We start from the raw sequence: 26,254 nt of genomic DNA, 5'->3' as shown, positions 1-26,254 counted from the left end.
GAGCGGTGGTCGACGACGAGCCGCTCTTCGGCTTCGACTTCGATGCGCCGGCGTCGGCGTCGACGCGTCCGTCGCGCGTCCGGGTGGTCGACAACACCCTTCAACCCTCGGCTGAGAACGTCGCGTCGTTCTGGTCGAAGGTCGTGAAGTCGCCGACGTGTTGGTACTGGGTCGGAGCGATCAGTGCGCCCGATGGGTACGGACGGTTCAACTTCCAACGAGACAATCGTCAGCGCACGATGCTGGCGCATCGCTTCTCGGTCGAACTGGTGCACGGGCCGCTCGGTGATGGTGTCGTGTGCGAGCACAAGTGCAACGAGCCGCTGTGCGTGCGGGTGGGACACGCGCACTTGGTGAAGTCGACGCACAGCGAGAACGTGAGATACGCAATCGCGCTCGGCCGACTGTCAGGCCACACCTTTCTCGACGGCCAGGGGCGCTCGCGCTATCAGCGGTCGCTCGATATCCGCGATGCGCTCCGAGACGGCTATGACGAAGTTGCACTACTCCGGGCGAAGACTGATCCCGGTCCAGACCAAGGCATCCTGTTCTGAGGGAGGAAGGGACGACATGAGTGAGCGGTCGGCCGCGGAGGCGGCCTTGTATCAGTTGACGAAGGACGCGGTTCGTGTGTCGGATGACGACCTCGGTCGCGTCGTTGCCGGCGAGCCGCTGGACGACTCTGGTCCTCGCGTCGACGTCTCGTTTCCCGCCGACGGCGCGGAAGACCTGCTGTAGCGAGCCGCCCGTTGGGTGAGCTGCGTGCCCAGCCGCGAAGTTGTGTTCGGGCTCGATGCCCGAACACAACTGATTGCGGTGACGCACCGACCGAACGGCGTAGGCCCCGGAGGTGCAACCACCTCCGGGGCCTACTGTCACTCGCGGCTAGCTCGCGGTGAGCGACACTCTGCGCTTGCGACCGGCCTCGATCCCTGCGTCTCCCAGGGTCCGCATCTGGGCCGGGGTCATGCCGCTGCTGAGCGCTCGGTTGAGCAGATCGAGCAGGCGCGGCGGAACGTCTCCGGCCGCCGCAGCGGCGTTCTCGGCTGCGGCGAATGCGATGCCCGCGTCGGGTCCGCGTCCCGCCACGTAAGCGAAGTATCCGGCGACGGTGAGCGCCTCGGCGCGCTCGATGCCTGTCAGGTGGCGAGCGATCGCCGCGACCGCGTCGTGCGCCTCGATGGGGGCGTTGATAGCGAGCCCCAGAACGATGTCGCGCGCCTCGACGTCGTCCGCCATCATCACTCCCACTCGGGCCGCCAGCTCGGCGCTCGGTGTCTGCCGATCCGTCACCAGCGCGGCCAGCTCGGTGATGGTGGTGCGGGCGAAGGAGTCACGTCCCTGGATGCGAGCGATCGCACGTGCGCGGTTGATTTCTGCGGTCGGATCAACCTCGGTGGGCGCGTAGATGTCCTCGATCGCCTCGCGGCTCGCGACGAAGCTCCGGCCCTCGATGAGGCGATTGAGGTTCGCTGCCGTCGTGCTCGGGTTGTCGACTACACCGCTCTCGCCGGTCTCGATGTCCGTCCACTCGGCGCCCTGCTCGGTTGCGGCCGTGTGGAGCGCTCGGCGCGTCTCGACTCCGGCGGTTGCCAGGGTCGCACGGATCGCCTCGAGGGTCGCCAGCGACTGATCGGTGTGCTGCGCGTCGGCGACCGAAACCAGGATCATGGAGTCGACCGCCTGCTTCTCCGCGACAGGGAGCAGCTGCGTGGCGAGGTGGTCCATGCCCGCGTCGACTCGGATGGCGCAGACAACCTTCGCGCCGTCGAGCAGGATCGCGACGACGGACCGCTGCGGGATGAAGCCGAGCAGCGCGGGGACTGCGGTGACGATCTCGGTTGCAGTGCTGATGCGAATCGGGTTGGTGGTCATGGCGCCCCCTCCGGTCTGGGACGGACCTCGGCGGCCCGCCCGTTCTTTTGCCCTTCTGGCATGGAGTATTTGGACCGGTATGAGGGGGCCGGAGTGCAACCTCTGGGGCCGGAAAATCTTGGAGGAGCGCAGCGGGGGAGAGATTTTTCGGAGCCGTCAGGCCGCGTAGCGCCAAGGGGTTGCGCGGAGGTCACCGCCGGTCAAAATCGGAAGGCCAGAAGGGAAAAAGGAAGAAGTCTTTTCCAGGGGCGGAGCGCAGCGGAGCTCGTTTCGGGGTGCGCCGCAGGCGTACAACTGTGCAACGCACCCCGATGAGTCCTTACCGCTCGTACCCGCTATCGGCAGTGTGGCCGTGCGCTAGTTCGACGTCCGCCGGAGCCGGATGCCCGGCGACATGCGGTGCCTCGTTGTACCCGGCGAGCATCGCCCCGGTCGACCGCGGATGCCCTGCTGCTGCGGCACTCAGAGCGCTCACGTCGTAGCCTCGTTCGATGATCGGGCCGACGGGCAGATCGTCTCCTGCATCGGCCTCGGGTGTCGGCCGTATTCCTTCGTCGAGCGCTTCCCGTAGGAGCGTCGTTTCGCCGGTCTGCTGGAACTGGAACCGGCCCCAGATGAACTTCGTGCGTAGGTCACCGGCGACGGCGTTGTCAGCGCCCGGTGCGCTGACGGCGTCGCGGAATCGCTCGGTGTCGAGTTCGTAGCCGGCCTCGGCCGCGAGCTGCCGGAAGAACGCGAACTGCGTTCGGGTGTTTCCCTCCCGGAACGGGTGGACGTAGTTCACCCGCGCCCACACCGTCGTCAGCTCGTCAACGAACTGGTCTCGGTCCAGGCCCCGCAGATTGTCTTTCGCGGCGATGCGGTCGAGTTCTCGCCCGGCGATTGGAACGATCTCCTTCGCGGCGAAATAGGAGTGAGGGACCTCGGGCGGGTTCGGCTCACCGGCAAGGTGGGCCTTGACGTTCGGGCCCAGCTTCGTCATCGGCCAGTCCCGCGGCGCTGTACGGATCTCGCCGGCCCAGGGGTAGACGTCCTGGAACAGGTGATGGTGGATCCGCTGCATGTGAGCGAGGTCGTAGTTCCCCGGGATGGGGTCTCGTTCGAGCTCGTGCAGCCGCTTGATCGAGGACGCAACCTCGAGGCGGTCGACGATGGTCTGGTCGGGCAGACCATGCTCGAAACCCAGATCGACCGCGATGAGGTTGCGCATGACGGCGTCGTCGAGATTCGGCCACCCAGTCTGCGGGTCGTACGAGACGGTCTCGGGGATGAAGTAGTCGACCCACTCTTGCGAGAAGCCCCGGGGCTTGCTCACTTGTCGATGCCCGCCTCGCGCAGGACGGTGGCCGTCATCTCCTCGAAGGTGATGGTGCCCTGCAGCAGTTGCACGGTGAGTTCCTCGTCGCGCGGGTCGACGGTTGCTCCGCCCATCTCCACGATCGGGGCCAGGCGCTCGTACGCCTCTTGTGCTTCGGCTTCGCTGATTCTCTCGGTGCTCATAGTTCCCCCTCAGTGCGTGCGGGGTGGAGCGAGACCGAATGTGCCTCGCTCCACCCGTTGATCCGATCTTATGGCGCGTCAGACCGCGCGGCCGTCGTCCTCGCCGAGGTCGAGTTCTCTCTCGGTTGGCCGGCTCTCCTCGGCCGCCGCCCCGACGTCGTTCGGCGGCTCGGCGGCACTCAGGTCGCGCAGCGGCCGCAGGTTCGTGCCGGCGCCGAGTCCGCGGGCGATGCTGCCGTCGATCGACGTCTCGGTGATCGGCTCTGTCGGTTCGACTACGGCACTGTCCGCCGCTGCCACGGGCTCGGTCGGTTCCACGACGGCGTCCTCGCCCTCAAGGCGCTGGCGCCGTTCGATGCTTGCTTCGCGCAGTGCCGATTCCGGGATGTCGTTCGCCTGTGCGAACTCGCCGGCAGCTCGGGCGGCCCGGCCGAACGCCTCGCCGCGGGTGTTGGCGGTGTCGGTGTCCACCGAGCCTTGGCCGTCCCACGCTTCCCAGTTCCACTGTCGGTCGTTCCAGCTGATTCGTGCGCCGGGCATCTTAGACTCGGCGTCGAAACCGTACTGCCACACAGCCTCGGTGGCGTCGGTCGCGACCCAGGGCTGCGACTTCCGATTGGCCTCGCGTGCCTCGGCCTGATCGGCCCACGTCTGGCGCGCGGCCGCCATCTTCGCCGGCACGGATGCGATCAGTTCCTCCCTGCTCATTCCGTTCTGTTCGGCCCAAGCCTCGGTCGGGTTGAGGTCGAGAGTCCACCGCTCGTACTGCCCGTCCGCGGCCCGCCGCTCGCGCTCTGTCTCTGCCCGACGCAGCGCCTCGGGGGAGTTCTCGCGCGCGTTGACTTCCAGGCGGAGCTCGTCGGCTTCGAGCCGGGCATTGTCGAGTTCAGCGGTCTGGGTGAACTCGAGCTCCGGTTCTGCCTGCGCTGCAGCGAGCTTCTCGCGGTCCCGTTCGAGCTGTGCTTCCATCGCTGGAATGCGCTCGGTGGCGGCCGCGGCGAGGCGCCGAATGGTGCCCAGCATTCCCTGTGCGGTGCTGGCACGTTCGAGGACGTTGTTCATCTGATCGCGGTCGTACCACTTCTCCATGCCACCGACCGAGATGTAGAACTCGCCGAGGACCTGGACGTAGGCGAGCTTGACGGGGACGCCGTTGAGCACGACGAACGGCACCTCGTCCTTGGATTTGGTGACCTCGCCGGTGGTGTTGATGAGGGCGTGACGGAGTGCGTCACCGAGATCGGCGGTGTCGCCGTCGGCGACCGGTCCGGTCGGGAAGTTCCACATCTTCGCTGCACGGTCCTCGATCTGCGCCCACTCGTTGAGCTTGTCGGTGGTCCCGCGCAGCTCGGGGATCTGCTTCTCGGTGGCGGTGATGTTCGCCTGCAGGCCCCGGATCGCCGCGTTGCGTGCGGCGTTCGCGTTGAGGACGGCGTCGCGGCGGGCTTCGAGGTTCGCCACCCTCTGATCGGCCTCGACCTGTTGGACGAACACCGGGTCACCGGTGGCGGCGGCCTTGGACTGCGCCCACGACGCCGCCAGGTCTCCGCCGATGTCTTCCATCGACGGCGGCAGGTCGGCCTTGCGGATCATGCCCACGAAACTCGCCTTGCGAGCGACGTACTGGTACATCATCGCGTCGTAGGAACGGCGGGCAACCATGTTCACGACGCTGACCGACTCGTTGACGTTGCCCTGCCGGATGATGCGGCCGATCCGCTGCTCCATGTCCGCGGCCGTCCACGCGGGGTCGAGGTTGACCATCTGCTTGAGGGCGCGCTGGACGTTGAGTCCGGTGCCGCCCTTCTTCGTCGACGTGATGAGCACGCGGATGCGGCCGTCGGCGCACGCCTCGACCAGTTTCGCCTTCGCCTTCGGGTTGTCGTAGTCATGCATGAAGGCGATCTCTTCGGGCTTCATGCCACGCTCGACGAGCGCGTCACGCAGCTCGGTGTAGACGTTGCGGGCGCGTGGGCCACTGCCGGCCTTCGGTGTTCCGCGGTCACAGAACACCAACTGGAAGACACCCGTCATCTCGGGACCGTACTTGTCGGCGGGGATCTGCAGGTCTGCGTTGTCGGCATGGCACTGCCAGATCAGATCGGCGGCGTGCTCGACCCGGCTGTTCTCCGGGGCGGGCGCCGGCAAGTTCGCCAGGCGTGGGTGCATGGTGAGGTTGCGGCCGTCGGTGCTGACCTTGAGGCTGTTGTCGAGGTCCATCGGGTCGCCGTTGATGTTCGACAACCGCACGTCGAGGTCCGCGACAGCGTCGATCGCGTCCTGTCCCATGTCGAACTCGACGATCGTCGGTGCGCCGCCTTCCATCTCGGGCAGTCGCACCGGGATCTGGTCGGAGGTGACGACGTCGCGGAACTGGTCGTACATTGCGACCAGCTGTGGGACGTTGGCGTACTCCGCCATGCGGGTCTTCATCTGCAGGCGAGTGGCGGTGGCGTTCATTTCCGCGACGGTGACCGGCTTGGCGAAGGTGCCCGCCCAGTTGTCGATGCGGCCGAGACCGGCCTCGGTGAGCAGGTCTGGGCGCAGGTACTTCATCATCACCCAGATTTCCGACAGCGAGTTCGTGATCGGGGTGCCGGTGGCGAACGCGATGGCCTTGGCCGGCGCGTTCGGCAGTCCACGTTCGGCGTTGCGTCGGTGAGCCTGCTCGCGTAGGTATTTGGCCTTCATTTCGAGGTCGGTTGCGCGTTGGCTGCCGTCGGCGACGGACAGGTCCGTGCTGTTCGACGGGCGTGTGAGGTTCTTGTAGTCGTGTGCCTCGTCGACGAACAGGAAGTCCGCGCCGGACTGTTCGAACGTGAGTCCTTCGTCGGTCGACTTGGCGGCGACGAGGTTCTCGATCTTGCTGGTGGCGCCCTTGAACGCGTTCTCGATCTGCTTGACCGAGAACTCCGCGCCCCGCTCGTTCGCGGCGTCGAGTGCGATGCGCAGCTCGGTGATCTCACCTTCGAGGTACTCGATCTGTGCCTCCCGGCGCATACCGATGAGGCCGAACACGGACTGCGGCACGATGACCAGGTCCCAGTCGCCGACGGCGGTCTGACCGACGAACCGCTGGCGGTCGTCGCGGCCGTCGAGCTCCGACGCGACGAGGATCTTCGCGTTCGGGTAGGCGTCACGGGCCTCGGCCGACCATTGCGCGAGCAGGTGGTTCGGAACGACGATCCAGGGCTGGTTGATCTGTCCGAGCCTCTTGGCCTCCATGCACGAGGTCGTGATGGTCACGGTCTTGCCGGCGCCGACGACGTGGTCGAGCAGGATCGTCTCGTCGTGGAGGAACCGCTGCACCGCGGCCGCCTGGTAGTCGTACGGCTTGTACTTCGGATTCAGCCCGGGGAAGCTCTTGTGCTCCCCGCTGTGTGCGGGTTTGACGAAGCTGTTGTGCTTCTCGTTGAACGCCTTCGCCAGCCGCAGGTATCGGTCGCCGTCGGACCACAGCCACTTCTCGAACCGCTCCTGCAGCGCGTTCGCTGCCGACTGAGCGGTCTCGGTCATCTTGACGTGGAACCGCGGCTTCGGGGAGAACTCGAGCTCCTCCTTGGTCTTGTTGACCTGGACCGGCTTGTTGTTGGCGATCAGCTCCATCATCTGCACGCCGGTCAGTCGGGAGTTGCCGTACTTGTCGGCGTATCCGGTGTGGACCTGGTGGCGGCTGGACTGTTCGGTGGCGATCTTCCAGTTGCCGGTCACCTCGTCGTGCTCGACGGTCAGGCGGCGGGGGTTGAGCCCGAACTCTTCGATGAGGAACTGTCGGTAGTCCTCGACCGGGATCCACGTTGCGCCTGGGCGGACGCCGATGTCGGTGGGGTCCACCTCCGGTGGGATGACTCCCTCGAGGGCGGTGACCAGTCCGGCGTAGCGTCGCGGGTCGTCGGTGGCGCGGATCCGGGCGATCGCCAACTTGCTGCGCACCTGGCCGGAGAGTGCGACGGTCGCCAGCTCCCACTGGTCGGAGGCCTGCAGGGACGGGTAGATCCGCCCGTCCGCCCGGTCGAGGACCTCGTCGACGGACAGGTCGAGCAGCTCGGCCATGCGTGCCGGCGAGATGTGTCCGAGCTCGTCGAACGAGATGGCCAGGGCCTCGTCGATGTCGGCAGCCGACTGCGCCCTCTCCTTGAACGGAGTGGTGTCCTCGGTGAAGATCGCGGACTTGGTGGCCACGGCGTCGGTGCCGTCGAACCGGGACTGGAAGTCCTCGATCGCTAGGACCATGCCCAGACGGGGATCCCGGGCGATCGCGCCCTGCAGGTGATGCTGGTTCTTCTGCGGCTTCGGTTCCTCGGCCGCCTTCTCCTGCATCTCTTCGAGGACATCGTCGGGGATGGACCCGGTGTAGGGGCCGGCGTCTTCTGGGTCGATTCCGTCGGCGATCGCCTCGGCGCGCCCGACCTTCTCCCGCCATTTCGTGATCGCCTTGTCGAGCCGATCGGCGATCTTCTCCTCGGTCAGAGGCTTGGGGGCGGTCAGCTTGAATCGGTTGAGCGGGCCCCATCGGCGGGTGTAGTCGTCGTAGAGGCCGTTGAGGCGGCCGCGGATGACGTCCCGGTCGGCGACAGTGCTGGCAGCGTCCCGGCTGGCCTCGGACAGCTCCATGACGGTCTCGCCGAGAGCGATGAGCTTCTTCCACTGCTCGGCCAGATCCTTGCCGCGGCAGTTGACCTCGCTCCATCCTCGACCGACGGTGAACTGCTCGAACCGGCTGTCGACCTCGTTGAACCGCATCGTGCCCGGCAGGACCTCGGACGAGTCGAGGTCGGCCCCGGTGCGCAGCCCCGGCGCGGTGTGCACCTCGACGTCCGCTGGATTCGGTGCTGCGGCGGTGAATCCGAGTCCCTGCTCGACGGCCTGGTCGATGATCGGGTCGAGCTGTCCGCGGAGCTGCTCGGCGAGCGGCGTCGCGGTGTCCGGCTGCACGATCAGGGTTTGGTTGCCGTGCTGGCCGTTGCCGACCGCGAGTCTGCCGAGGACCCGCTGCGGGTGCTTCTGGAAGTACGGGTTGATCCAGTAGGTCTCGGCTTCACCGGTCTTCGCGTCCGTGACCGCGATCTGGCGGGCGGGCAGCGCCCATTCGACCGTGTCCTGGGTCGGCTGGGCGTCGTCCTCGCGGCGGCGGAACACCAGGACGTCGGTGACGACGGGGGTGCCGGCCTGCCGATCGAATGCCCCGGTCGGTAGGCGCACGGCGCCGACGAGGTCACCCTTGGCGGCGATCTGGGCGCGTTGGTCGCCTCGTTTGGCGTCGGAGGTGAACTTGCTGGTCACGACCGCGACGTAGCCGCCGGGTGCGGTGAGCGCCAACGACTTCGCGATGAACGCGTTGTGGATCGTCAGCCCGGCCGCGTTGTGGATCGGGTCGACCGGTGCCCATCGTCCGAACGGCACGTTGCCGATGGCGCCGGTGAAGGTGTTGTCGGTGGCGAACGCGCGCTCGAAGCCGTGGTTGCGGATCTGCTGGGACGGATAGAGGTAGTGCGCGATCTTGGCGCTGATCGGCTCGATCTCGACGCCGACCATGTTCACCCCGGCGGGCGCGGTGCCGATGAAGTGGCCGGCCCCGCAGCCGGGCTCGACGAGGAGCGCACCGTCGGGTAGGCCTGCTCGCTGCACCGCCCGCCACAGCTCCCCGACGATCGCCGGATCGGTGTAGTGCGCGTTGAGGGTGGTCTCGCGGGCCTGCGAGAACCCCTTCTCGCCGAGTAGATCGAGGAGCGCGGCGCGCTCATCGGCCCACTCGGAGAGGAACTTCGATCGGTTGTCGAAGACCTCGGGGACCGCACCCCAGCCCGACCATTGGGCGAGTACGGCCTGTTCCTCGGCCGTGGCGGGGCGCTGTTGCTCGTCGAGTTCGAGCACCAGGCGTGCGGCCGCGATGTTCGCGCGCACGCGGGCCTTCGCGCCCGACGGGACGTGGACGTCGGTGCCGAGGGCGAAGTCGGTGGCCGGCACCGACTGCGGGCCTGCACGAGGTTCCTGCTGCTCGACTGCTGGTTCGGCAGTTTCGGCTGCTGATGCGGCCTCCGGCTGCGTCGGGGCCTCGGGCTCGGCTTCGGGGGCGTTCTCGGAGGCGTAGCGGGCTGCGGTGGCGGGGGAGACCCACGCGTAGCCGCCGGATTCCTTGCGGACCTTGACCAGGTCGCCGGTGCGCCACAGGGGGCTGCTGATCGGCTCGCCGAACTCGGTGTCGGGGACGATCAGCTCGCCGGATGCGGCGGTGAACTCCTCGACGACGTCGGCGGCGGTCGCCGTGTCGACCTCGGCCGGCGGTCCGGCGGCGGGGCCGATGTGGTCGACGACGAGATGGTCTGCCAGGACCCACTCTTGGCCCTGGCCACCGGTGGCGATGATGGGTTCCTGGTCGGTGTCGACCTCGTCGAAGGTGATCGCGCCCGTGTCGTCGACGACGGGCGCTACGACTCGCGGCGGGGACGGGTCGGCCTCCTCGACCTCGACGTCGACGATTCGCTCGTCGCGGGCAGGAGCATTGCTGCTGCCGGTCTCGACCGTGGGCTCGGTGCGCTGCGGGCTGCGCGCCAGCTGAGCTCGTGCTTCGGCGATCGCGTCGCGGATGGTGTCGACGCCGGCGTACACCTGGTCGTCGATCGTGATGACCTGGCTGGTGAAGCCCTGCGCCCAGCGGCGGTTGACGACGACGTGGGTTCCGTTCGGGTCGCCGACGTAGATCGACCCGGCCGGTCCGGCGCTGATGTCGCCGGTGTCGACGCCGTAGGAATCTGTTCCCGCGGTGCGTAGGTCGCGCATGACCTGGTTGTCGACGTCGGTCCGCAGGGTCCAGTCCAGGTCGATGCCGGTGGCCTCGAGTAGCGCGACCTCCTCGGGCAGGGTGCGGCGCAGGTCCTCGATGATCGACTCACGCGCGGCGGTGACCAGGTCGGACGAGGCTGCGGCGTTGCCTCGGTCGTCGTACTTCCACAGCAGATCACTGCGGGCGGCCGCGTGATAGAACTCGTGGCCACGCTCGTAGAGGACCGCCGTGTTCAGCACCGTCTCCCGGGCCTGCGCATACGGACGGTAGACGCGTTCGATCCACTCCGGGATGGGCAGGCTGCGGGCGTCGAGTATCGCTCCGACGGCGACGCGGGGATCGCGGCCGCAGGTGGTCGATGTTCCGCCGCCGTTGAGGGTGAAGTCCCAGCCGCGGACGGGGGACGGTCGCAGCGTCGAGTTCTCGAAGCTACGCAGCGTGAGTTCGCTACCGTTCGCGTTCTTGAACAGGTGCGCTGTGCGCGCGGCCTCGGCATCCTCGCCGGCGTACAGGTTCGGGATGATGTCACCGCGCAGTTCGGCCGCGAGGCGCGATTCCGGGATGGCCGCCGTCGCCTCGACCAGATCGGGACCTTCCTCGGCGAGGACGGCGAACGCCGTCTCGATGCCTGTCTCGATGAGGTAGGTGCGCGTGGCCATCGGATACCCGGCCCACGATCCGATCAGCGGATCGCGACGCAGCTGCATCTGCATCCACGACGTCCACTCCTGCCGGGTGGTCTCGTCCCAGGTCAGCTCGTGGCCATGCGCCCGCATCCACTCGCTGTGCGACGCCTCGTAGAACTCGGTCGGCAGGTCATACTCACGCAGGATCAGCTGCGCGGCGGCCTGCCGCAACGGCGATCCGCCCCTGGCCAACTCGGTGACCACGTTCCGGGTCGCGGTCGTGTGTGGCTGGAAGGACGGCAGGTAGTCCGTCCCGCGGCCGCCGACCTCGGCGATCACTCGCGGGTCATGCGCTGCCTCTGCGAGCAACGCCGCGCGATCATCCGCCGTCGCTTCGCGCTGCCCCTGCCGGGCGCCGGCGAACCATTGGTTCGTCAGTTCTTCACGGGCACGGCGGCTACGCAGCTTCCCGAGCGCGGCCGCCAGGCCCGGATCGGTCTCCGGTGCCGGTAGATCCATCGGCATGGCCGCGTCGAACGCGGCACGGCCACGTGCCCACCAGTCATCGAGCTCCGGGCCGGCACCGAAATCGAGGGCGTCCTGGATTGCTTCGACCTGCTCGGCGCGCTCCTCGGACGACGCACCCTCCGCCGCGACGTCAGCGAGAACCCCCTGGGCTGTGTCCAGATAGCCCTCGTCTACGGCACGATCCTCGCTCGCGCGGGCCTCGACGATCGCGTCGGTGACGGCCGCCGTCGTCGGATGCTGGACCGGTTCGTCGCGGTGCGCCTCCCAGTACGCCTCCGCTGCGCGGTGGCCGAACTCGCTCCACCGCTTGGGATCCGCGAGGATCGTGCGGCACACGACGAACATCTCGTCGGTCAACGTGTCGCGTTCGCTCATCAAGTCGGCCAGCGCGACCTGCGCCTTCACCTTGAAATGGCCGGTCGCCCAGTCGAGGAACTGATTGGCTGTATTGGCCTGCGCCCCCACCGCGGCGTCTGCGTCGGGGTCCTGCGCCGCCAGCCGCTCCATCAACCGTCGCTCAACCACCGCGAGCGGGTCCACGACCGGCCGCGGCGTGCGAACGGGCGGCTCCGCCCCCGGGGTTTCGATCTCGGGCTGGGGCCGGGGCTGGGTCACTTCCGGGAGCGGCTCGGCGGCCTCGATGAACATCGGGCCCGCCGGGCGGTCCCGGAACTGGACCTGAGTGATGGTCCCGGACAGGATGCCCGAGATTGCATCGTGGGCTTGGCCCTTGGTGATGTTCGGGTCGACATCGAACGGCGTGTCGACCTCACGGGATAACTCTTCGAGCTTTCGGATCTGAGCATCCGTCGCCGGATGGTCACGCCACGTCTCGCGGGCCGCTCCGACCTCACGGACGGTCCGCTTCGGCACCGCTTCGGGTTCGATGCCGAGGTCTTGCACTTCGTTGCGCAGCAGCCCTTCTCGCGCAGAGAGCTGTCGCCACTGAGCTCGAAGCTGCGTGATCTCGTTGGTGATGGCCGCGGCGCGCCGGCTGTTCACCTCGACGCCGGCAGCCAGACCTCGGTCCTGCGCCTTCGCCAAGGCGACGTTCACGGAGGCGAGCTTCTTGGCCAGGAACTCGCCCTGCAGCTCGATCCCGACGAGTTCGTCACGGACCTGCGACCATTCGGCCTGGGCTAGAACGGCAGTTCTGGGTCGATCTCCGGGGTTCGCCGGATCTCGTCGTCGATCATCCGCGCCAGTTCGTCGGCGATCGGGTCGCGTCCGGTCATCGGCACCGGCTGATTGTCCTCGATCCGCTGTGCGACCAGCGCTCGGGCCAGACTGCGGAAGCGGGGTCCCTTCGCCAGCCACACCCGCTCGACGACCCGCTCTGCTGCCGGCATCGGCCGCACGTTCAGGCTCCGCCACCGGTCCGGATCCTGCGCCTTCCGGGCTGTGTCCTGCTGCGTCTCGATCTCGCGTTCGATCTGCGCGTCGAACTCCGCTCTCTCCGCCCGCATTTCGGTCGTCACCTGCGGGTACAGCTCCTGCTCGAGGACCGTCTCCCGCGCTGCCCGCCATGCCGACTCCTTCGTCTGCACCGCGTCCCAGTACGTCGAATCCGTCGTCGACGGCGTTGCCCGCTCGAAATCCTCCGCTGCCTCCTCGGTCAGCTTCTGCAGTCGAAGCGCCTCCCGATAGATCTGCTCCTGCGCCGCCTCCGGCGTCAGCGCCGGGTCGATCCCGACCCACTCGGTCAGAATCCGCCGCGTCTCCTCGGCTATGAACAGGTCGATCCCCTCGACCTGCGTCAGGAACTCCTCGTCCTGCGGTGCCATCCCGTCCTCCCGATCCCTCGAACTCAAACGCGCCTTGACCGACGTCCTCGCGTGCCACACGACCTCCTCGACTGCGCCCGCCGTCGGGCGTAGTTCCCCCACGAACGGTGGGTGGTTACGAGGTCAATATTACTACAGTAATGCCCATAAAACCACATCTGACCAGCAGTTATGCCATTCTAATGCCCGGATTTCACTACCCAACCCGGGCGGCCCGCGGCGCGGCCACACTCACTGCCACGACGACGATCAGCGGAAGAACGAGCAGGCCCGCGACGCCGGCCATCATCGCCCTGCCGGCGCTTCCGTAGCGACGATACGACCGCCGCGCGCAGATGATCGCGCTCAGCATTGCGAGCGCGTTGAAGGTAAGTAGTACCGCCACTGGATCCCCCTTCACCTGGCGGGTGTTAGGCATACCCGCCTGTTGATTGTCGAGGTGTTGTGCCTACACCAGGCCGCCGACAGCCGCCGGTGTAGGCGCAACACCTCACACGTCGAAGAGCGCGAACTGATCCTGCGCAGCTCGCGCGTCCGTGTCGCTTTCGTACTGGGCGACCATCAGTTTGACAACGTCAACCGCGCAGCCCAGTTCCTCGGCGACAACCTTCCATCCGGCGCCTTCGCTACGCATCTGCCACGCGAGCTTGTACATCTCGTCGGCCATTCCCTCCGCCCCTCGAGTTTGTCGGATCGATCAGGTACGGGCGCAGTGTAAACTGCAATATTGTAGTTTGCAATCATGGCGACTCGGGCCGACTGCGAAGAAGCAGGTAGTGGAAGGAATGAGGATGGAAACGATGACGGAGAGCATGTTCATGCGCCTGCACGGGGGCCACGGCGGGGAGCTGGATCTCGACTTCGAACTCGGCCCCGTCCACTCCCTGGACCTGGGGGAGGGCATCGCCGTACACAGACCACTGGGGGAGCTGCACCGGGAGTCTCTGGTGATGCTGGCGCGCAGCGAGTACCGGCTGCTCGACCTCGATGCGGACGTCGACGATCTCAACCAGACCGTCGCGCTTGACGACGGCGATCTGCGGTGGCGCTTCGGAGGCGGCCAGGACCTACTGTTTACGGTCGTCAACACCCCGGTCGGTGAGTACGTCCGGGCAATGAGGGAGTGCGGATCGGGATGGACTATCGCCGCCGATCGACTGGTCGTTCACCAGGACGCGGTCGGCACGGCGCGGGCGATCTGGCAGCTCGTAGCGCTGTTGACATACTGACGAGCGTCTTCGTGGGGGAGCACGCGTGAACGAAAGGGAAGTCGGGACAGTGGGGGACAACGCAGAGCAGAGCTGGCACGCCGGTGGACTGTGCAGAACGAATCCAGACCTGTTCTTTCCTGAGACCCGGGAGAGAGCGAAATCAGCGCAGGCCGTGAGGATTTGCATGACCTGCCCGGTACGCACACCGTGCCGAGACCACGCCCTACGTAAACCGGAGCGGGTCGGAATCTGGGGCGGGACCACACCCGCCGAACGCTCACGAATGCGGCGGCAAGGCTCGACAGCCGCATAAAAACCCGGCCTGCAACAGCAAGCCCGGGTCTTCAGTACGCCACACCGATGAGTGGGCCGGCTCTCCGAGAATCCGAGAGGTCGCCCCATCGGGTCCGGCCCGGAAATCTGTCTGTTTCCGGAACCTCGCATGTCGGGTAGCGGCCCACTCCTCGCCGCTGGATAGACCGTAGCGCTACGCCCCGACACCCCCGATTGCTTGGGCGGGGTAACCAGGGCTCCAAGACACCGCGGCAGCGCAAATCAGGCCATCCAGTGCAACGGCCGCCGATCAGCCAGGGGCGATGGTTAGTTACGAAAACGTGACAAAACGACTAGCCGGTTTGGTGTCGTGTGTCCTATATAGTCGCTTTCGCCACACCTCACCGGCTACCTGATGTTGCAACAACCCCCGAGAATGGAGACGAAGGATGTGGCAGTTGCAGTTGGCGGCGGTAGCGGCCGTGATTTTGCGCATTCTCTTCTTTATCGCAAGCAGGAAGTTCAGAATTGAGTGGTGGGCCGCGCTCGTTGCGGAAGTTCTTTTCCTGGGAGGAATCTGGATTTGGGCCAGTCAACTCCAGCGCGTAGACCTACTCATTGTTACTGTGGCAGCATCCGCCGCAATGAGCGCCGCAATCACGAAAATACGGGGCGCATGGACTCCGGTCGCCATCGCTTTCTTGCTCGCGCAAATCATTGTCACTTACGCACTGTTCGCGGTATCAGATGAAGCATCATCCCACCCTGGGGAATGCATCTGGCCGGGACAGTGGAATGAATCCATTCAGGAATGCGACTATCTGTAGCAGCAACTTCGAAGTCGAAAGGTTTCGACTTCTATCCAATTGAACAAGATCGGGGGTACAGGTGAGTTCTGTAAAAAATAGGCGAGGAATACGCAGCCGAAATGGGTCTGCCATTTTTTCTGCCATGCTTCTAACGGCTGGGCTGGGGATGGCAGTGCCCGCTTCTGCCTCTGCGCAGACTCCACTAACTTCGAGTCCGAGTACGAGTACGACCTCAAAATTGCCTCAGCCGCCTGCTGGTGAATCACCCAGTAGTTCCGCAGAGTCGACCGCAGATCGGACTACGTCGGCGCCGGCTCCGTCGAGTTCAAACCCAGACGGTGCGCTGGGCGGGGGCGACGTGCAGAAGCCGCCCACTACCCTCACCCCCACTCCGCCCTCGACTGGAATCGATACAGCAGATCCGATGGGGGTTCTCGTTGAGCTCCCGCACCCAGTTTCGGCCGAGTCCGCGAAGTCTTTGATCTCGCCCTCTGTGACCGCACTGGTTGTTTCGGACGAGAACCTAGTTGGCGAGTTCTTCGTGCGACCAGGCGAAAGTCCATCTTCTGCGGTCGAATCATTGAAGTCCATCTCGTCCGAGAACTTCGGGACACAGCTGCGAGTATCGGGCGTCCGAATCGACTCCGATGCCGCCGGCGAGATAGGGACGATCGAGACCGACGCCGCTGAGCTCCCGGTCGCGAACCTGAATGGCGCAGTCCAGGCGAAGAAGCCCCCGGCTGGAGTCGCCGAGGAGACGCCCCAATCGCGGGCCACCTTGACTTCCTCGCCTCCCGGGTGGGCCCCGTCACGTGTTTCGGCCCGCGCCTTCGAGTCCGCCAACAATGGCGTCACTTTCAACCAGAGCTACTACTGGGATGACCCAAATGCCCCAACCCTGATGCCCGATGAATGGGGCTTTGAACTGGAGTTTGGTCTACGTAACGAGACAATCAGTGGAAACCACCCCCTTTGCGCTGACGGGACCGACGACAATTTCTGGGCAGGTCGGGGAACAAGCTCGGGCGAGGTCCGCTTCTGGTCCGCGATAACCGCGAGCACTCCTGTCGATGGAAAGCTTGGTGCATATTTTGACGGCACTGACACTACAGACAACTGCTCAAGACTAGGGTTCGACATCGGGATTGGATATCCGAAGAACATCAAGCCGTCGGGGATGCTCATTCCAGAGCTAGTGACAACCATTGTCACTGATCGCGGAACCCAGCCCTCGTCCATATTCTGGGCGAACGCCCAGACCGTCGAAAATGATTGCCCGTTCGGACCTGCGTCGTGGTGCATGAATCTCACTCCCAACGCCTTCCCCGGACCCGGATCGAACTCTTCGCCGCTCTTCAGTGAAAGCAGAAAGAAGTACGTGCAGGGCGGCTTCGAGTACAACTACGGAGTCCCGACGTACATCGCCAATTGCACAATCACCGGGGCGTTCGGCGTTCGATACCTTGATATCGGAGGCGGAAACGGTCCACTCGGTCGATGTGACAGCCCGGAATACGTGAAGCTACCTGGGCTGGGTCAGGGGCGCGCCCAGGACTTCCTGAACGGAAAGATGTACTGGACAGCCGGGACCGGAGGTTGGGAGACCTACGGTGCGATCGGGGACAAGTATGAAAGCCTCGGTGGGCCAAGCAGCGCTCTGGGATGGCCTACATCCGGCGAACTGGGAACACCCAACGGGCTCGGCCGGTTCAACCGCTTTCAAAATGGGAACATCTACTTCGGCAACCCAGTCGGGCGCGCTCATATGGTGATCGGAGCGATCTTCGCGCGGTACGGCCAAGAAGGGTACGAGGGAGGTCGTTTCGGGTTCCCCACAAGTGACGAGTTCGTCCCTGACAACAACCAAAACCTCAGGCAGGTGAACTTCGAACACGGGTGGATCCGATTTGACTTCTCAACAGGACAGACGTACACGTCGTAACCCTGTAGCTGACCGCTTCTGCGAGGGGACATTGAGCGCGGTGCCGCAACGCGGCACCGCGCTCAATCTCATTCACCTGGGACTCAGCAAGATCGATCCGACTCATGTCGTCGTCATTGATCGGTGCTCCGTCGACTCCTCTGCGGGCCGAGGTACTGGTACAAGGTGGTGCGTCCGACACCGAGGATCTCCGCGATCTCGGTCTGAGACATGCCGCCCTCACGCATCTTTCGGGCCTGCTTGATTCGGCTGTCGGTCATCTTCCGGGGGCGGCCGCCGACCTTGCCCCGGGCGCGAGCCGCGGCGAGTCCGGCGGCGGTCCTCTCCCGGATGAGGTCCCGCTCGAAGCTCGCGAGTGCGCCGAAGATGTTGAAGATGAGTTTGCCGCCGGCGGTGGTGGTGTCGATCGACTCGGTCAACGATCGGAAGCCGACGCCCTTCTCCTCGAGGTCGGTGATCGTCTGCAGGAGGTGCGGAAGGTTCCGGCCCAACCTGTCGAGCCGCCACACGGCGAGCGTGTCGCCGGCCCGCAGATGCGAGAACAGGCTGTCGAGTTCCGGGCGGCTGGTCGTCGCACCGCTCGCGACGTCGGTCCAGATCCGCGAACAGCCCGCGGCTCTCAGTGCGTCGCTCTGCAGATCGAGAGTCTGCTCCGCGGTCGAGACCCTCGCGTAGCCCAAAAGTTCACTCACGGGGCAAGACTGTTCCATAACCCACCGACAGACGACTTTTCGACGTCGAGGTTTCCGACATGAGTTTCCGGACACATCCGGCCCAGGTGGCGCGGATCGCGGTGTTCGGATTGCCCTCTGTTCGGAAAACGTTCGTTTTCGGAACAGGGGTGCGAGGGGCCATCGACGGCTTCGACAGAGCACCCGCTCTGTGTCAGTCAGTTTCAGAAGTTGACTGCCGGCATCCTGCCGCGAAGGGGTGGGTTGGGTGGCGCCCCAGCCGACTTGTCTATTACATTCCCCAGAAAAGAGAGAACCCCCGCGGCCGAACTGCCGCGGGGGGATCTCCATGTATTAACGAGGGACCTTGTCCTCGTACCTGACACTTATGCTAACGGAGGACAGGGCACGTGCCAAGTCGGCAGACCCTCATCGCGATCACGAATCACCTTCATCCTGCTCGGCTTGGCACCTACACCTCGCGCTGCAGCAATGATCCGCTCCGTGCGCTCGAGCTCTACCGATGGAACCTCGAACTCTCGGCCGCATTCCAGCAGGTGCTCGCTGTCACTGAGGTCGCGCTGCGAAATGCCATCGATGGCCAGCTGCAGCTCTGGAACGCATCCCAGCCCCACCACACAGGTTCGGGTGCACAGCACACCCACGAATGGCTCTCAGATCCTGCCCGTCCTCTCAACTCGCTGACCAAAGGCTCACGGGTTCGAGCGCGCGATCACGCCCAAGACGCTCTGACCGCCCGCGACGCCGGCCATCCCAGACACGGCGTCGCCCCGACACACGACGACGTGCTCACACAGCTCACCTTCGGCGTTTGGACGAAACTGCTACCCACCTCAGACACGAGCGATCGGAACTTCAGGGGACGAGAAGTGCTGTGGAAGGACGCTCTTCAGCACGCCTTTCCCCACCGCAAGGGCGACCCCGATGGGTACGGTGTCGCGTCCAGAACAGCTCGACTTCACGCTCTCCGTAACCGCGTCTCTCACATGGAACCCCTGCTCGACGTGCACGTGAAGGCGCGACACAACGATGCCCTGCGCCTGCTGGGCGCGATGAGCCCTGAGGTGCGGGACTGGTGCTCGGGCATCAGTCGAGTGATCGAAGTTGACCGAAACTGCCCCATCAACCGCTAGTTCACTGCACGCCTTCCCGAGAACCGTCCCGGCAGTGGAGGTCTAGCTCGCATACGGGGATGCCGACCCTTCTGCGACCTCTAGTTGCACTCCGCCGTCAGGGCGTGAAGTCCACGGTTGTTGCGGTGTAGGGGATCTCCCGAGTCCACTCACCCAGAACAGCTGCGAACCCCTCGTCGTCGTCGGCGTCGATGCTTGCGACCACCTCCGGCTTCATCGCTCACGCCCTTCCTGCTGGCACCGCCTCGGTGACCGGCTCGGCTCGCAGGACTAGTTGTTGCCCGGGCATGGCCGGCACGAGTGTAGAGAGAACGGCGAGGGTGATCGCCGCGATCGGCAGCACCGTGGAGAACAACGTGTAGATATGCGCGTAGTCTCGCTGGGAGAGGTGGTGTCGGCATGTCTGTCGTCCGCAGGGTCTTGGATCGGCGAACCTCACACAATTCCGTTCCTGCCATCAGTCACGACGCGTCATCTGCGGCTTGCGGAAAGGATCGATGGCTGCGCCTCATTCGGCGCCAGTACGTGAAGAGGAGTGAGATATTCATCATGAAGATCGAGATTCTGTACTTTGACGGCTGCCCGAACTGGCACGACGCAGGCGAGCGGGCCCAAGACGCAGCACGCGCAGCCGGGATTCGGGAGATCGAAATCGAATACAGGCGGGTCGAATCGGCCGAAGATGCCGCAACATCAAAATTCGCTGGATCTCCAACGATCCTCATCAACGGTATGGATGCATTCGACGATGCGCCGCGAGTAGCCGAACTGGCATGCCGCGTCTACCGAACCGAAGCCGGTTTGGCTGGCCTACCCTCTACCAAGCAACTGACCGCTGCCATGCGAGCAAGAAGCTGACCGCTCGGTTAGCCCCGCCGTGGCACTTCGCTGAACCGGCGGGAGGTTTGTGCCATCACTCCACGCAGCATGTGCAGTGCCCCCCCACCGGAAAACCCGTTCAATTCAGGTCGCGATGGAGGTTGTCGAGCTGTCTAGGTTGTCGAGTCAACTTTGAAGTGGCTGCCGCGCTGCGACACCGAGCATTAGTAGGTCGGGTGGCCTACAGCAGGCTGGACCAGTATGACCAGAATCTGATGGCGATCAATCCGGCGACAGCGAGGGCCCAAATGGTAATCGGTAGCGGATGGAACATGCGGGCCAAGTCCGCCATCCGTTGGCCGTTCGGTCCTGTTCCCCATAGGGACAGGTTGCGGAGAGTGATGTACCAGAAGATCGGTATTGCCACCGCCCATACGACCATGCAGTAGGGGCAGAGCGCGCCGATCGTGTAGATGCTCTGGAAGATGAGCCAGTGGACAAAAGCGGCCGCCAGTGTCGCGCCGATTTGCAGTGATACCCAGAACCATTGCTTCAGCTGGGCTCCCGCGAGAAGAGCAGCGCCAGTTGTCGTGATGGCAGCGAAGCCGGCTATTCCGAGCAGCGAGTTGGGGAATCCGAGGACCGCTGCTTGTGGCGTGTCCATGACGGATCCGCAGTTGAGTACCGGGTTCAGGCTGCACGTCGGTATGTAGGCAGGGTTGGTGGCGAGTGTGAACTTCTCCGCTGTCAGTACGAATGAGGCTGTCAGTCCGATCAGTCCACCGATCAGCAGCAGCCACGGCATCGAGCGCTCGAACGACTTCTCGCTGCGCGGTGAGAGCGTGGAGCGTGACGGTTCAGCGGAGGGCGGTGTCGAGCGCATCGGTGAGGTCGTCGTAGGTGGTGGGCTCGATTCGTTGGCCGTTCACGAAGAACGTCGGCGTTCCCTGTACGCCGAGGGCTCTGCCGTCGTTCACGTCCTGACGGATCCGATCGAGTGTCTCCGGTGCGGAGTAGGCGGCGTCGTACGCGGCCATATCGAGGCCCATCTCCTCGGCAAACCCGCGAAAGACATCGTCCATCGGAGTTTGTTGCTCGCCCCATTCGGCCTGAGTCTCATACATACGCTTGTACATCTGCTCGAATTTGCCTTGTTGTGCGGCGGCCTCGACAGCCCGTGCTGCTCGCTCGGCATTGAAATGCGAAGCAATCGGAAAATACCGGACGACGAAGTCGACTCGATCGCCATAGTCGGCTCGCAGCTGTTCGATTGCGGGATAGACCGAGCGGCACGCCTCGCATTCGAAGTCGAGGAACTCGACGAACGTCACCTTGCTGCCGACGGTCGAGCTCAGCCGGTGACTGTCAGGACGAACGAGTTCGGCTGTTGCAGCGTTGGATTCGACAGTCGAAGATTCTTTGTCTTTGCCATCGGCAAGCAAGGCGACAGCAATGGCGACAACGAACACGACAGACAGCGCGAGCGAGATCTTCAGGCCGCGATTCATCGAACGACAACCCCTGCCGTGCGATTGGCGGGTGCGGGCGTGAGACGAAGTGGATCGGCTTCTCCGTGCGCACCGCGCTTCGTGTCACATTCAGCGTTCGCGAGCGATTTGGTGCAGGGCAAAGGTGCGGTTGCGTGGCGAACGTTCTGCATCTGAACGGTTCTGGTGATCATGGGAGTAGATCTCTGCCTCTCTGTACGGCGTGTGTGTGGGACGGGCGGCTGAAAAGGTCAGCGTTTGGGCAGTGATTGCAGATACGCGTTGTATGCGTCGAGTTCTCTGTTGCCATCGCGCTCGGCCTGTTTTTCACGGATCCGTGCTACCCGGTTCTCGTCGCGGTTCCATCGGATCGCGAAAACGACGACGACCACGAGTGCGACCGGCTCGCCGTATGACCATGCAAGCGCCCCTGCCCATTGCTGGTCCTGCATGGGGTCGATGCCCCATGCAGCTGGCAGTGTGGCAAACGTCGACAGCAGTGGGGTCGTCGCCATCATGAGGATGACTCCGAAGAACACATGCAGAGGCATCTCGAGGAACAGATCGAAGAACTTGCCCAGGCTGCTCTGCTTGACCGGAAGTGGATCGAGGGAGAGCACAGGGAGGATGAAGAGAACTCCGGTGACCAGAAAGAACACTTCGAGCCCGGTGTGGCCGATCCACGTTTCCGCGACCGTGTCGAAGACCGGCGAGAGGTAGATGCCGTAGTAGCTGAACAAGAACAGTGGAATCGTCACACCGGGGCTCAGCAGAATCCGGGCGGAGCGGCTTCGCAGTCCGACGACAGCCGCTGTAAGGATCGGTCGCCCGAGGCCGTGATGAGGCGTCGTGCGTAGAAGCAACGTCCCGGGTGCACCGAGAACCAGCATCGGTGGGATCGCCATCGACAGTGTCAGGTGTTGAAACATCCACACGCTGAACAAACGGTACCCGTAACCCTCGACACCCAGTCCCGTCACGGACACCAACAGAAGACAGCCGGCCAAGAAGCTTGCAGTGCGCGACCACGGCCAGGTTCGGCCTCTGGCTCGCATCCGGTGCACAGCCCAGCAGTACCAGACAGCGAGCACCACACCGACGACCGGGAGCACTGGGATGGGCTGGGGAGCCCACGCCAGAAGATTGCCCAGCGAGGGGGATCCTGCGGGAGGTCCACCACATCGAACGCGTGAACCCTCACTTCGCCACTCACGGCCGTCATGAGCGGGACGCCGCCCATGCGGGCGACTCAGTCTCGTCGGCAATGGCCTGGCAGATCGCACGACTTTGCAGCGGCCGATACGGCGGGATATCGGCCTGTTGCTCCAATACGGGCTTCCTGTACGGCTTGCTTGTCCTTCCCCCACCCAGGCCATCAGGAGCTCGAACTGGGCTCTGTGGGGATATTCGCTTCATTTCAGTCGGGGCCGGAACGCCCCAAGTCGCGTGAGGTCTTCGCCTGATTCCTCTGCTTCCCCTGCCAGTCGTCGACGCTCATGCTCGGCGTCCATTTGCGCGATCGTTCGACTCCACACGACTCGTAACCAGTGGAAGGTCAAGAAGATGGCGCTCACCCATCCGAGTACCAGGCCCGGGCCGACTCCGGCTGCGGTCGAATCGGGTGTGAGGGTTTGCCGGGACCAAATTGCCAACATTCCGAAGATGCTCGATAGAGCGCACCCCGCAAGGGCTACCCACGCAATCACCCAACGTCGAGTCACGAGCGCCAACATCGACATCACCACGCCGAAGGCCGCCGCGAGAATCGTGAAGATGCGTGAAGGCAGTGCTATCGACTCTGTGGTTGCGTCGGCAGAACCGGCCAACACCTCCCAGCCGTTCGCGGAGCCCGCGTGAGGGAGGGCTAGAGACAGCACCAGAACGAGGACGGCAGCGGCGACGACCATGGCCCGTGCGCCGGGGCTGATCTCGGATGCTGCCCGACGTTCGGTGGCGGCCGCCGCATCGATCGCCGCGCGGGCATCGTGGTCTGTCGCCGGTGGTTCAGCTCGGCCAGCTTCCGGTTCGGTTCCGCCGCTGTCCGGTTCGTTGTCCGTGGCACCCTGTTCCACCATCAACTGTCTCCCTTCTCGGTGCTGGGACCGACGACAGGCGCTCTCCTGGATGGATCGGCCTCGAAGGCAATGATCCTGGAGTTGACCTTCTTACGGAGTCGACCGAATACCGCATATGACAGTGGCATCGAGATCAGTACGGAGAACGCTGCCACTGTGAAGAAGTCGACGTCGCGGTCCAGCAGTTTCGCCCCGGCGGCGATGAGTCCGGTGAGTGTGGCCACCAGCAGGAGGCGTGCGAGTGCATAGCCGCCGGCCATACCGGCGAGCCGTGCTCGCGTCGGGGGAGGCGAGGCGTCGCGGTTCACCCTTTCTCCTTCATTCGCAGTTCGACTCCGAACCCGTTCTGCCATAGGTGTGAGAGAACCGAACAGTAGGATTCGTCCACCCGCGTCCGCAGTTCGCTCGTGGTTCGGGTGCTGCAGTTCGTGCCCGCAAGGATCACGCTCAGGATCAACAGCCGGTTCGCCAACGCGCCGATCGAGCTCCCGCGGTCGGCGACCATTCCGCCGATCTCGGCCGCGAGGTTGAGAACGTCATCCGGAAGGGGATGCACATCTGCCGCCGTGTCAGAGCGACCGGAACCCGACGCCTGCTGCAGACGCATCTCGACCGTCGAGATGACCCGTCCGACCAGGTCCTCGTGTCTGCGCAGGGATCTTGGCCGGGAAAGACGCCTGGGCGAGATAGGGGCGAGCTGGCACAGCTGGTCTGCAGATCGAGCCAAGTCGGTCGCGTCGAGAACTGTCGGAATCAAGCTTCGAAGAAGCCAGTCGGTCAAGGTCGCCATCGACTCGTCGGTCATCGGAACCGCGAGAATAGGTGTCGCGTTGGTGGACACTACGTCTCTTTCGATCGGGTACTGGTCGTGGTGGGCGGTGCAGTGCTCCTAGCGAGATCGGGTGGCCGGCCCCGCTGCACTGTCACCGCCGTCGAGTTCCTCGGGCCGGCCGTCGGGCGCAGCGAGAGCGTCCCGGTGGAACCCGCCGACATGCATCTCGGAGCGGATGCGCTCGGCCATGTGGGGGTAGTGCAGCTCGAAGGCAGGGCGCTCGGACCGGATCCGAGGGAGTTCGGTGAAGTTGTGTCGCGGCGGGGGAGAACTGGTCGCCCATTCGAGCGAGTTGCCGTAGCCCCACGGGTCGTCGACCGCGATGACCGTGCCGTAGCGGTAACTCTTGAAGACGTTCCATAGGAAGGGCAGTGTCGAAGCACCCAGGATGAACGAGCCGATGGTGGAAATCGAGTTGAGTGTGGTGAACCCATCAGTAGGCAGGTAGTCGGCGTACCGCCGGGGCATCCCGTTCGCGCCGAGCCAATGCTGCACGAGGAACGTCATGTGGAAGCCTATGAAGGTGAGCCAGAAGTGCCACTTAGCAAGGCGTTCGTCGAGGAAGCGGCCGGTCATCTTGGGGAACCAGAAGTAGATGCCCGCGTAGGTGGCAAACACGACAGTTCCGAAAACCACGTAGTGGAAGTGCGCAACCACGAAGTACGAGTCGGTGACCTGGAAGTCGATCGGTGGGCTTGCGAGCAGCACGCCCGACAGGCCACCGAAGAGGAACGTCACGAGGAAGCCGATGGAGAACAGCATCGGTGACTCGAAGGTCAGGTGGCCCTTCCACATCGTGCCGATCCAGTTGAAGATCTTCACGCCGGTGGGCACGGCGATGAGGAACGTCATGAACGAGAAGAACGGCAGCAGCACCGCGCCTGTGGCGTACATGTGGTGTGCCCACACGGCGATCGACAGAGCCGCAATACCGAGGGTGGCGTAGATCAATCCCTTGTAACCGAAGATCGGCTTACGCGAGAAGACCGGGAAGATCTCCGAGACGATGCCGAAGAACGGCAGCGCGATGATGTACACCTCGGGATGACCGAAGAACCAGAACAAGTGCTGCCACAACATCACTCCGCCAGTGGCGGGGTCGAAGATATGACCCCCGAGTTGTCGATCGACGAGCAGCCCGAGCAACGCAGCAGTCAGGAGCGGGAAGGCGATCAAGATCAGGACCGAAGTGACCAGGATGTTCCAAGTGAACACCGACATCCGGAACATGGTCATACCCGGCGCTCGCAAACAGACGATGGTGGTGATCAGGTTCACCGCACCCAAGATCGTGCCCAACCCCGAGACCAGCAAACCGACGATCCACAGGTCGGCTCCGACTCCGGGGGTGCTGACTGCCGAACTGAGCGGTGTATACGCGGTCCAGCCGAAGTCGGCAGCACCACCTGGGGTGATGAAGCCAGAGGTCGTGATGATCGCCCCGAGCAGATACAGCCAGTAGCTGAAGGCGTTGAGCCGCGGGAACGCAACGTCGGGTGCACCTATTTGAAGTGGCACGAGGTAGTTGGCAAACCCGAAGACGACCGGAGTCGCGTACAGCAGCAGCATGATCGTGCCGTGCATCGTGAAGAGCTGGTTGTACTGCTCGTTCGACAAGAACTGCATCCCTGGTACCGCGAGCTCGGTCCGCAGAAGCAGCGCCATGAGGCCACCGATCAGAAAGAACGCGAACGAGGTGACCAGATACATGATTCCGATCAACTTCGGATCGGTGGTCGTGATCACCTTGTAGACGAGCGACCCCTTCTGGGCCCGGCGCGGCGGGCTGGGGCGTTCGGCTACCGGCGCGGGCGAGGGCGCGAGAGTGGTCATGTGTTGCCCATTCCTGTCGAGTACAGCGATATCGACAGCGTAGCTCAACTA

General features: G+C 64.5%; 23 protein-coding genes. 8 read left to right on the top strand and 15 right to left on the bottom strand.

The annotated features are described in order from the left end of the window. Positions 1-5: 5 nt before the first annotated feature. The gene (locus E7742_RS22765) at positions 6-554 is read left to right on the top strand and encodes an HNH endonuclease (RefSeq protein ID WP_137801391.1); all 549 of its coding nucleotides are present in this window, start codon (positions 6-8) and stop codon (positions 552-554) included. Positions 555-570: 16 nt separating this feature from the next. Further along, positions 571-738 carry a hypothetical protein gene (locus tag E7742_RS23340; RefSeq protein ID WP_175420659.1) on the top strand — a complete coding sequence of 56 codons (168 nt, stop codon included), beginning with the start codon at positions 571-573 and terminating at the stop codon, positions 736-738. Positions 739-885: 147 nt separating this feature from the next. Here E7742_RS23340 and E7742_RS22760 read toward each other — a convergent pair whose 3' ends face one another. From E7742_RS22760 to E7742_RS23335, 7 genes are all read right to left on the bottom strand, one after another. Continuing rightward, entirely contained in the window at positions 886-1,875 is a 990-nt protein-coding gene (locus tag E7742_RS22760) for a DUF4192 domain-containing protein (RefSeq protein WP_137801390.1), read from the bottom strand. Positions 1,876-2,194: 319 nt separating this feature from the next. Beyond that, entirely contained in the window at positions 2,195-3,190 is a 996-nt protein-coding gene (locus E7742_RS22755; protein ID WP_137801389.1) for a Fic/DOC family protein, read from the bottom strand. Then, on the bottom strand, positions 3,187-3,375 hold the full coding sequence (locus E7742_RS22750; RefSeq protein WP_137801388.1) for a hypothetical protein: 189 nt from the start codon (positions 3,373-3,375) through the stop codon (positions 3,187-3,189). Before E7742_RS22750 ends, E7742_RS22755 begins: the two co-directional genes overlap by 4 nt. A 78-nt stretch (positions 3,376-3,453) precedes the next feature. After that, positions 3,454-12,369, bottom strand: coding sequence for a helicase-related protein (locus E7742_RS22745; RefSeq protein WP_254699377.1), 8,916 nt, complete (start codon positions 12,367-12,369; stop codon positions 3,454-3,456). Between the two features lie 83 nt (positions 12,370-12,452). Further along, complete coding sequence (locus E7742_RS22740; RefSeq protein ID WP_137801387.1) at positions 12,453-13,097, bottom strand: hypothetical protein; 645 nt, start codon at positions 13,095-13,097, stop codon at positions 12,453-12,455. 196 nt (positions 13,098-13,293) lie between these two features. Further along, on the bottom strand, positions 13,294-13,482 hold the full coding sequence (locus tag E7742_RS22735) for a hypothetical protein (protein ID WP_254699376.1): 189 nt from the start codon (positions 13,480-13,482) through the stop codon (positions 13,294-13,296). A 105-nt stretch (positions 13,483-13,587) separates the two neighbouring features. Further along, entirely contained in the window at positions 13,588-13,764 is a 177-nt protein-coding gene (locus E7742_RS23335; RefSeq protein ID WP_175420658.1) for a hypothetical protein, read from the bottom strand. Between the two features lie 133 nt (positions 13,765-13,897). Here E7742_RS23335 and E7742_RS22730 point away from each other — a divergent pair, with 133 nt between their 5' ends. The 4 genes from E7742_RS22730 (at position 13,898) to E7742_RS23575 (ending at position 17,332) form a co-directional block, all read left to right on the top strand. Continuing rightward, positions 13,898-14,326, top strand: coding sequence for a hypothetical protein (locus tag E7742_RS22730; RefSeq protein ID WP_137801385.1), 429 nt, complete (start codon positions 13,898-13,900; stop codon positions 14,324-14,326). 25 nt (positions 14,327-14,351) lie between these two features. Continuing rightward, complete coding sequence (locus tag E7742_RS22725; RefSeq protein WP_368076975.1) at positions 14,352-14,621, top strand: WhiB family transcriptional regulator; 270 nt, start codon at positions 14,352-14,354, stop codon at positions 14,619-14,621. Positions 14,622-15,030: 409 nt separating this feature from the next. After that, a complete protein-coding gene (locus E7742_RS22720) occupies positions 15,031-15,408 on the top strand; it encodes a hypothetical protein (protein WP_137801384.1) in 378 nt (125 codons plus the stop codon). A gap of 406 nt (positions 15,409-15,814) precedes the next feature. Continuing rightward, positions 15,815-17,332, top strand: a complete 1,518-nt coding sequence (locus E7742_RS23575) for an LGFP repeat-containing protein (RefSeq protein ID WP_254699375.1) — start codon at positions 15,815-15,817, stop codon at positions 17,330-17,332. 113 nt (positions 17,333-17,445) lie between these two features. Here the strand turns inward: E7742_RS23575 and E7742_RS22710 are convergent, their stop codons facing one another. Continuing rightward, positions 17,446-18,024, bottom strand: a complete 579-nt coding sequence (locus E7742_RS22710) for a recombinase family protein (RefSeq protein ID WP_254699374.1) — start codon at positions 18,022-18,024, stop codon at positions 17,446-17,448. A gap of 389 nt (positions 18,025-18,413) precedes the next feature. Here E7742_RS22710 and E7742_RS22705 point away from each other — a divergent pair, with 389 nt between their 5' ends. Together E7742_RS22705 and E7742_RS22700 are read left to right on the top strand one after the other, a co-directional pair. Continuing rightward, positions 18,414-19,157 (top strand): hypothetical protein, encoded by a 744-nt coding sequence (locus E7742_RS22705; RefSeq protein WP_137801382.1) that lies wholly within the window; start codon positions 18,414-18,416, stop codon positions 19,155-19,157. Between the two features lie 549 nt (positions 19,158-19,706). Continuing rightward, the gene (locus tag E7742_RS22700) at positions 19,707-20,015 is read left to right on the top strand and encodes a DF family (seleno)protein (protein WP_137801381.1); all 309 of its coding nucleotides are present in this window, start codon (positions 19,707-19,709) and stop codon (positions 20,013-20,015) included. 202 nt (positions 20,016-20,217) lie between these two features. On the opposite strand, the gene E7742_RS22695 is transcribed toward E7742_RS22700, so the two are convergent. The 7 genes from E7742_RS22695 to ctaD form a co-directional block, all read right to left on the bottom strand. After that, a complete protein-coding gene (locus E7742_RS22695) occupies positions 20,218-20,859 on the bottom strand; it encodes a vitamin K epoxide reductase family protein (protein WP_137801380.1) in 642 nt (213 codons plus the stop codon). Next, positions 20,834-21,484 (bottom strand): DsbA family protein, encoded by a 651-nt coding sequence (locus tag E7742_RS22690; protein WP_137801379.1) that lies wholly within the window; start codon positions 21,482-21,484, stop codon positions 20,834-20,836. The genes E7742_RS22695 and E7742_RS22690 overlap by 26 nt, the downstream gene beginning before the upstream one ends. Before the next feature lie 230 nt (positions 21,485-21,714). Then, entirely contained in the window at positions 21,715-22,614 is a 900-nt protein-coding gene (locus E7742_RS22685) for a cytochrome c oxidase assembly protein (protein WP_254699384.1), read from the bottom strand. Positions 22,615-22,875: 261 nt separating this feature from the next. Then, a complete protein-coding gene (locus tag E7742_RS22680; protein ID WP_254699372.1) occupies positions 22,876-23,538 on the bottom strand; it encodes an Rv2732c family membrane protein in 663 nt (220 codons plus the stop codon). Beyond that, positions 23,538-23,846 (bottom strand): DUF4229 domain-containing protein, encoded by a 309-nt coding sequence (locus tag E7742_RS22675; protein WP_175420657.1) that lies wholly within the window; start codon positions 23,844-23,846, stop codon positions 23,538-23,540. The genes E7742_RS22680 and E7742_RS22675 overlap by 1 nt, the downstream gene beginning before the upstream one ends. After that, positions 23,843-24,379, bottom strand: coding sequence for a hypothetical protein (locus E7742_RS22670; RefSeq protein ID WP_175420656.1), 537 nt, complete (start codon positions 24,377-24,379; stop codon positions 23,843-23,845). The genes E7742_RS22675 and E7742_RS22670 overlap by 4 nt, the downstream gene beginning before the upstream one ends. A 48-nt stretch (positions 24,380-24,427) precedes the next feature. Continuing rightward, on the bottom strand, positions 24,428-26,203 hold the full coding sequence (gene ctaD / locus E7742_RS22665; protein WP_137801451.1) for an aa3-type cytochrome oxidase subunit I: 1,776 nt from the start codon (positions 26,201-26,203) through the stop codon (positions 24,428-24,430). Positions 26,204-26,254 lie beyond the last annotated feature (51 nt).

Origin of the sequence: Rhodococcus sp. SGAir0479, assembly GCF_005484805.1 — a bacterium.
Taxonomy (GTDB): Bacteria; Actinomycetota; Actinomycetes; order Mycobacteriales; family Mycobacteriaceae; genus Prescottella.
This window is presented reverse-complemented; position numbering and strand designations above follow the sequence as displayed.

Bases quoted from the DNA above. Each gene is read 5' to 3' on its own strand.
- E7742_RS22740 (WP_137801387.1), bottom strand. From the start codon at position 13,097: ATGGCACCGCAGGACGAGGAGTTCCTGACGCAGGTCGAGGGGATCGAC.
- E7742_RS23340 (WP_175420659.1), top strand. From the start codon at position 571: ATGAGTGAGCGGTCGGCCGCGGAGGCGGCCTTGTATCAGTTGACGAAG.
- E7742_RS22760 (WP_137801390.1), bottom strand. From the start codon at position 1,875: ATGACCACCAACCCGATTCGCATCAGCACTGCAACCGAGATCGTCACC.
- E7742_RS22700 (WP_137801381.1), top strand. From the start codon at position 19,707: ATGAAGATCGAGATTCTGTACTTTGACGGCTGCCCGAACTGGCACGAC.
- E7742_RS22680 (WP_254699372.1), bottom strand. From the start codon at position 23,538: ATGGTGGAACAGGGTGCCACGGACAACGAACCGGACAGCGGCGGAACC.
- ctaD (WP_137801451.1), bottom strand. From the start codon at position 26,203: ATGACCACTCTCGCGCCCTCGCCCGCGCCGGTAGCCGAACGCCCCAGC.
- E7742_RS22730 (WP_137801385.1), top strand. From the start codon at position 13,898: ATGACGGAGAGCATGTTCATGCGCCTGCACGGGGGCCACGGCGGGGAG.
- E7742_RS23575 (WP_254699375.1), top strand. From the start codon at position 15,815: ATGGGGGTTCTCGTTGAGCTCCCGCACCCAGTTTCGGCCGAGTCCGCG.
- E7742_RS23335 (WP_175420658.1), bottom strand. From the start codon at position 13,764: ATGGCCGACGAGATGTACAAGCTCGCGTGGCAGATGCGTAGCGAAGGC.
- E7742_RS22720 (WP_137801384.1), top strand. From the start codon at position 15,031: ATGTGGCAGTTGCAGTTGGCGGCGGTAGCGGCCGTGATTTTGCGCATT.
- E7742_RS22690 (WP_137801379.1), bottom strand. From the start codon at position 21,484: ATGAATCGCGGCCTGAAGATCTCGCTCGCGCTGTCTGTCGTGTTCGTT.
- E7742_RS22750 (WP_137801388.1), bottom strand. From the start codon at position 3,375: ATGAGCACCGAGAGAATCAGCGAAGCCGAAGCACAAGAGGCGTACGAG.
- E7742_RS22695 (WP_137801380.1), bottom strand. From the start codon at position 20,859: ATGCGCTCGACACCGCCCTCCGCTGAACCGTCACGCTCCACGCTCTCA.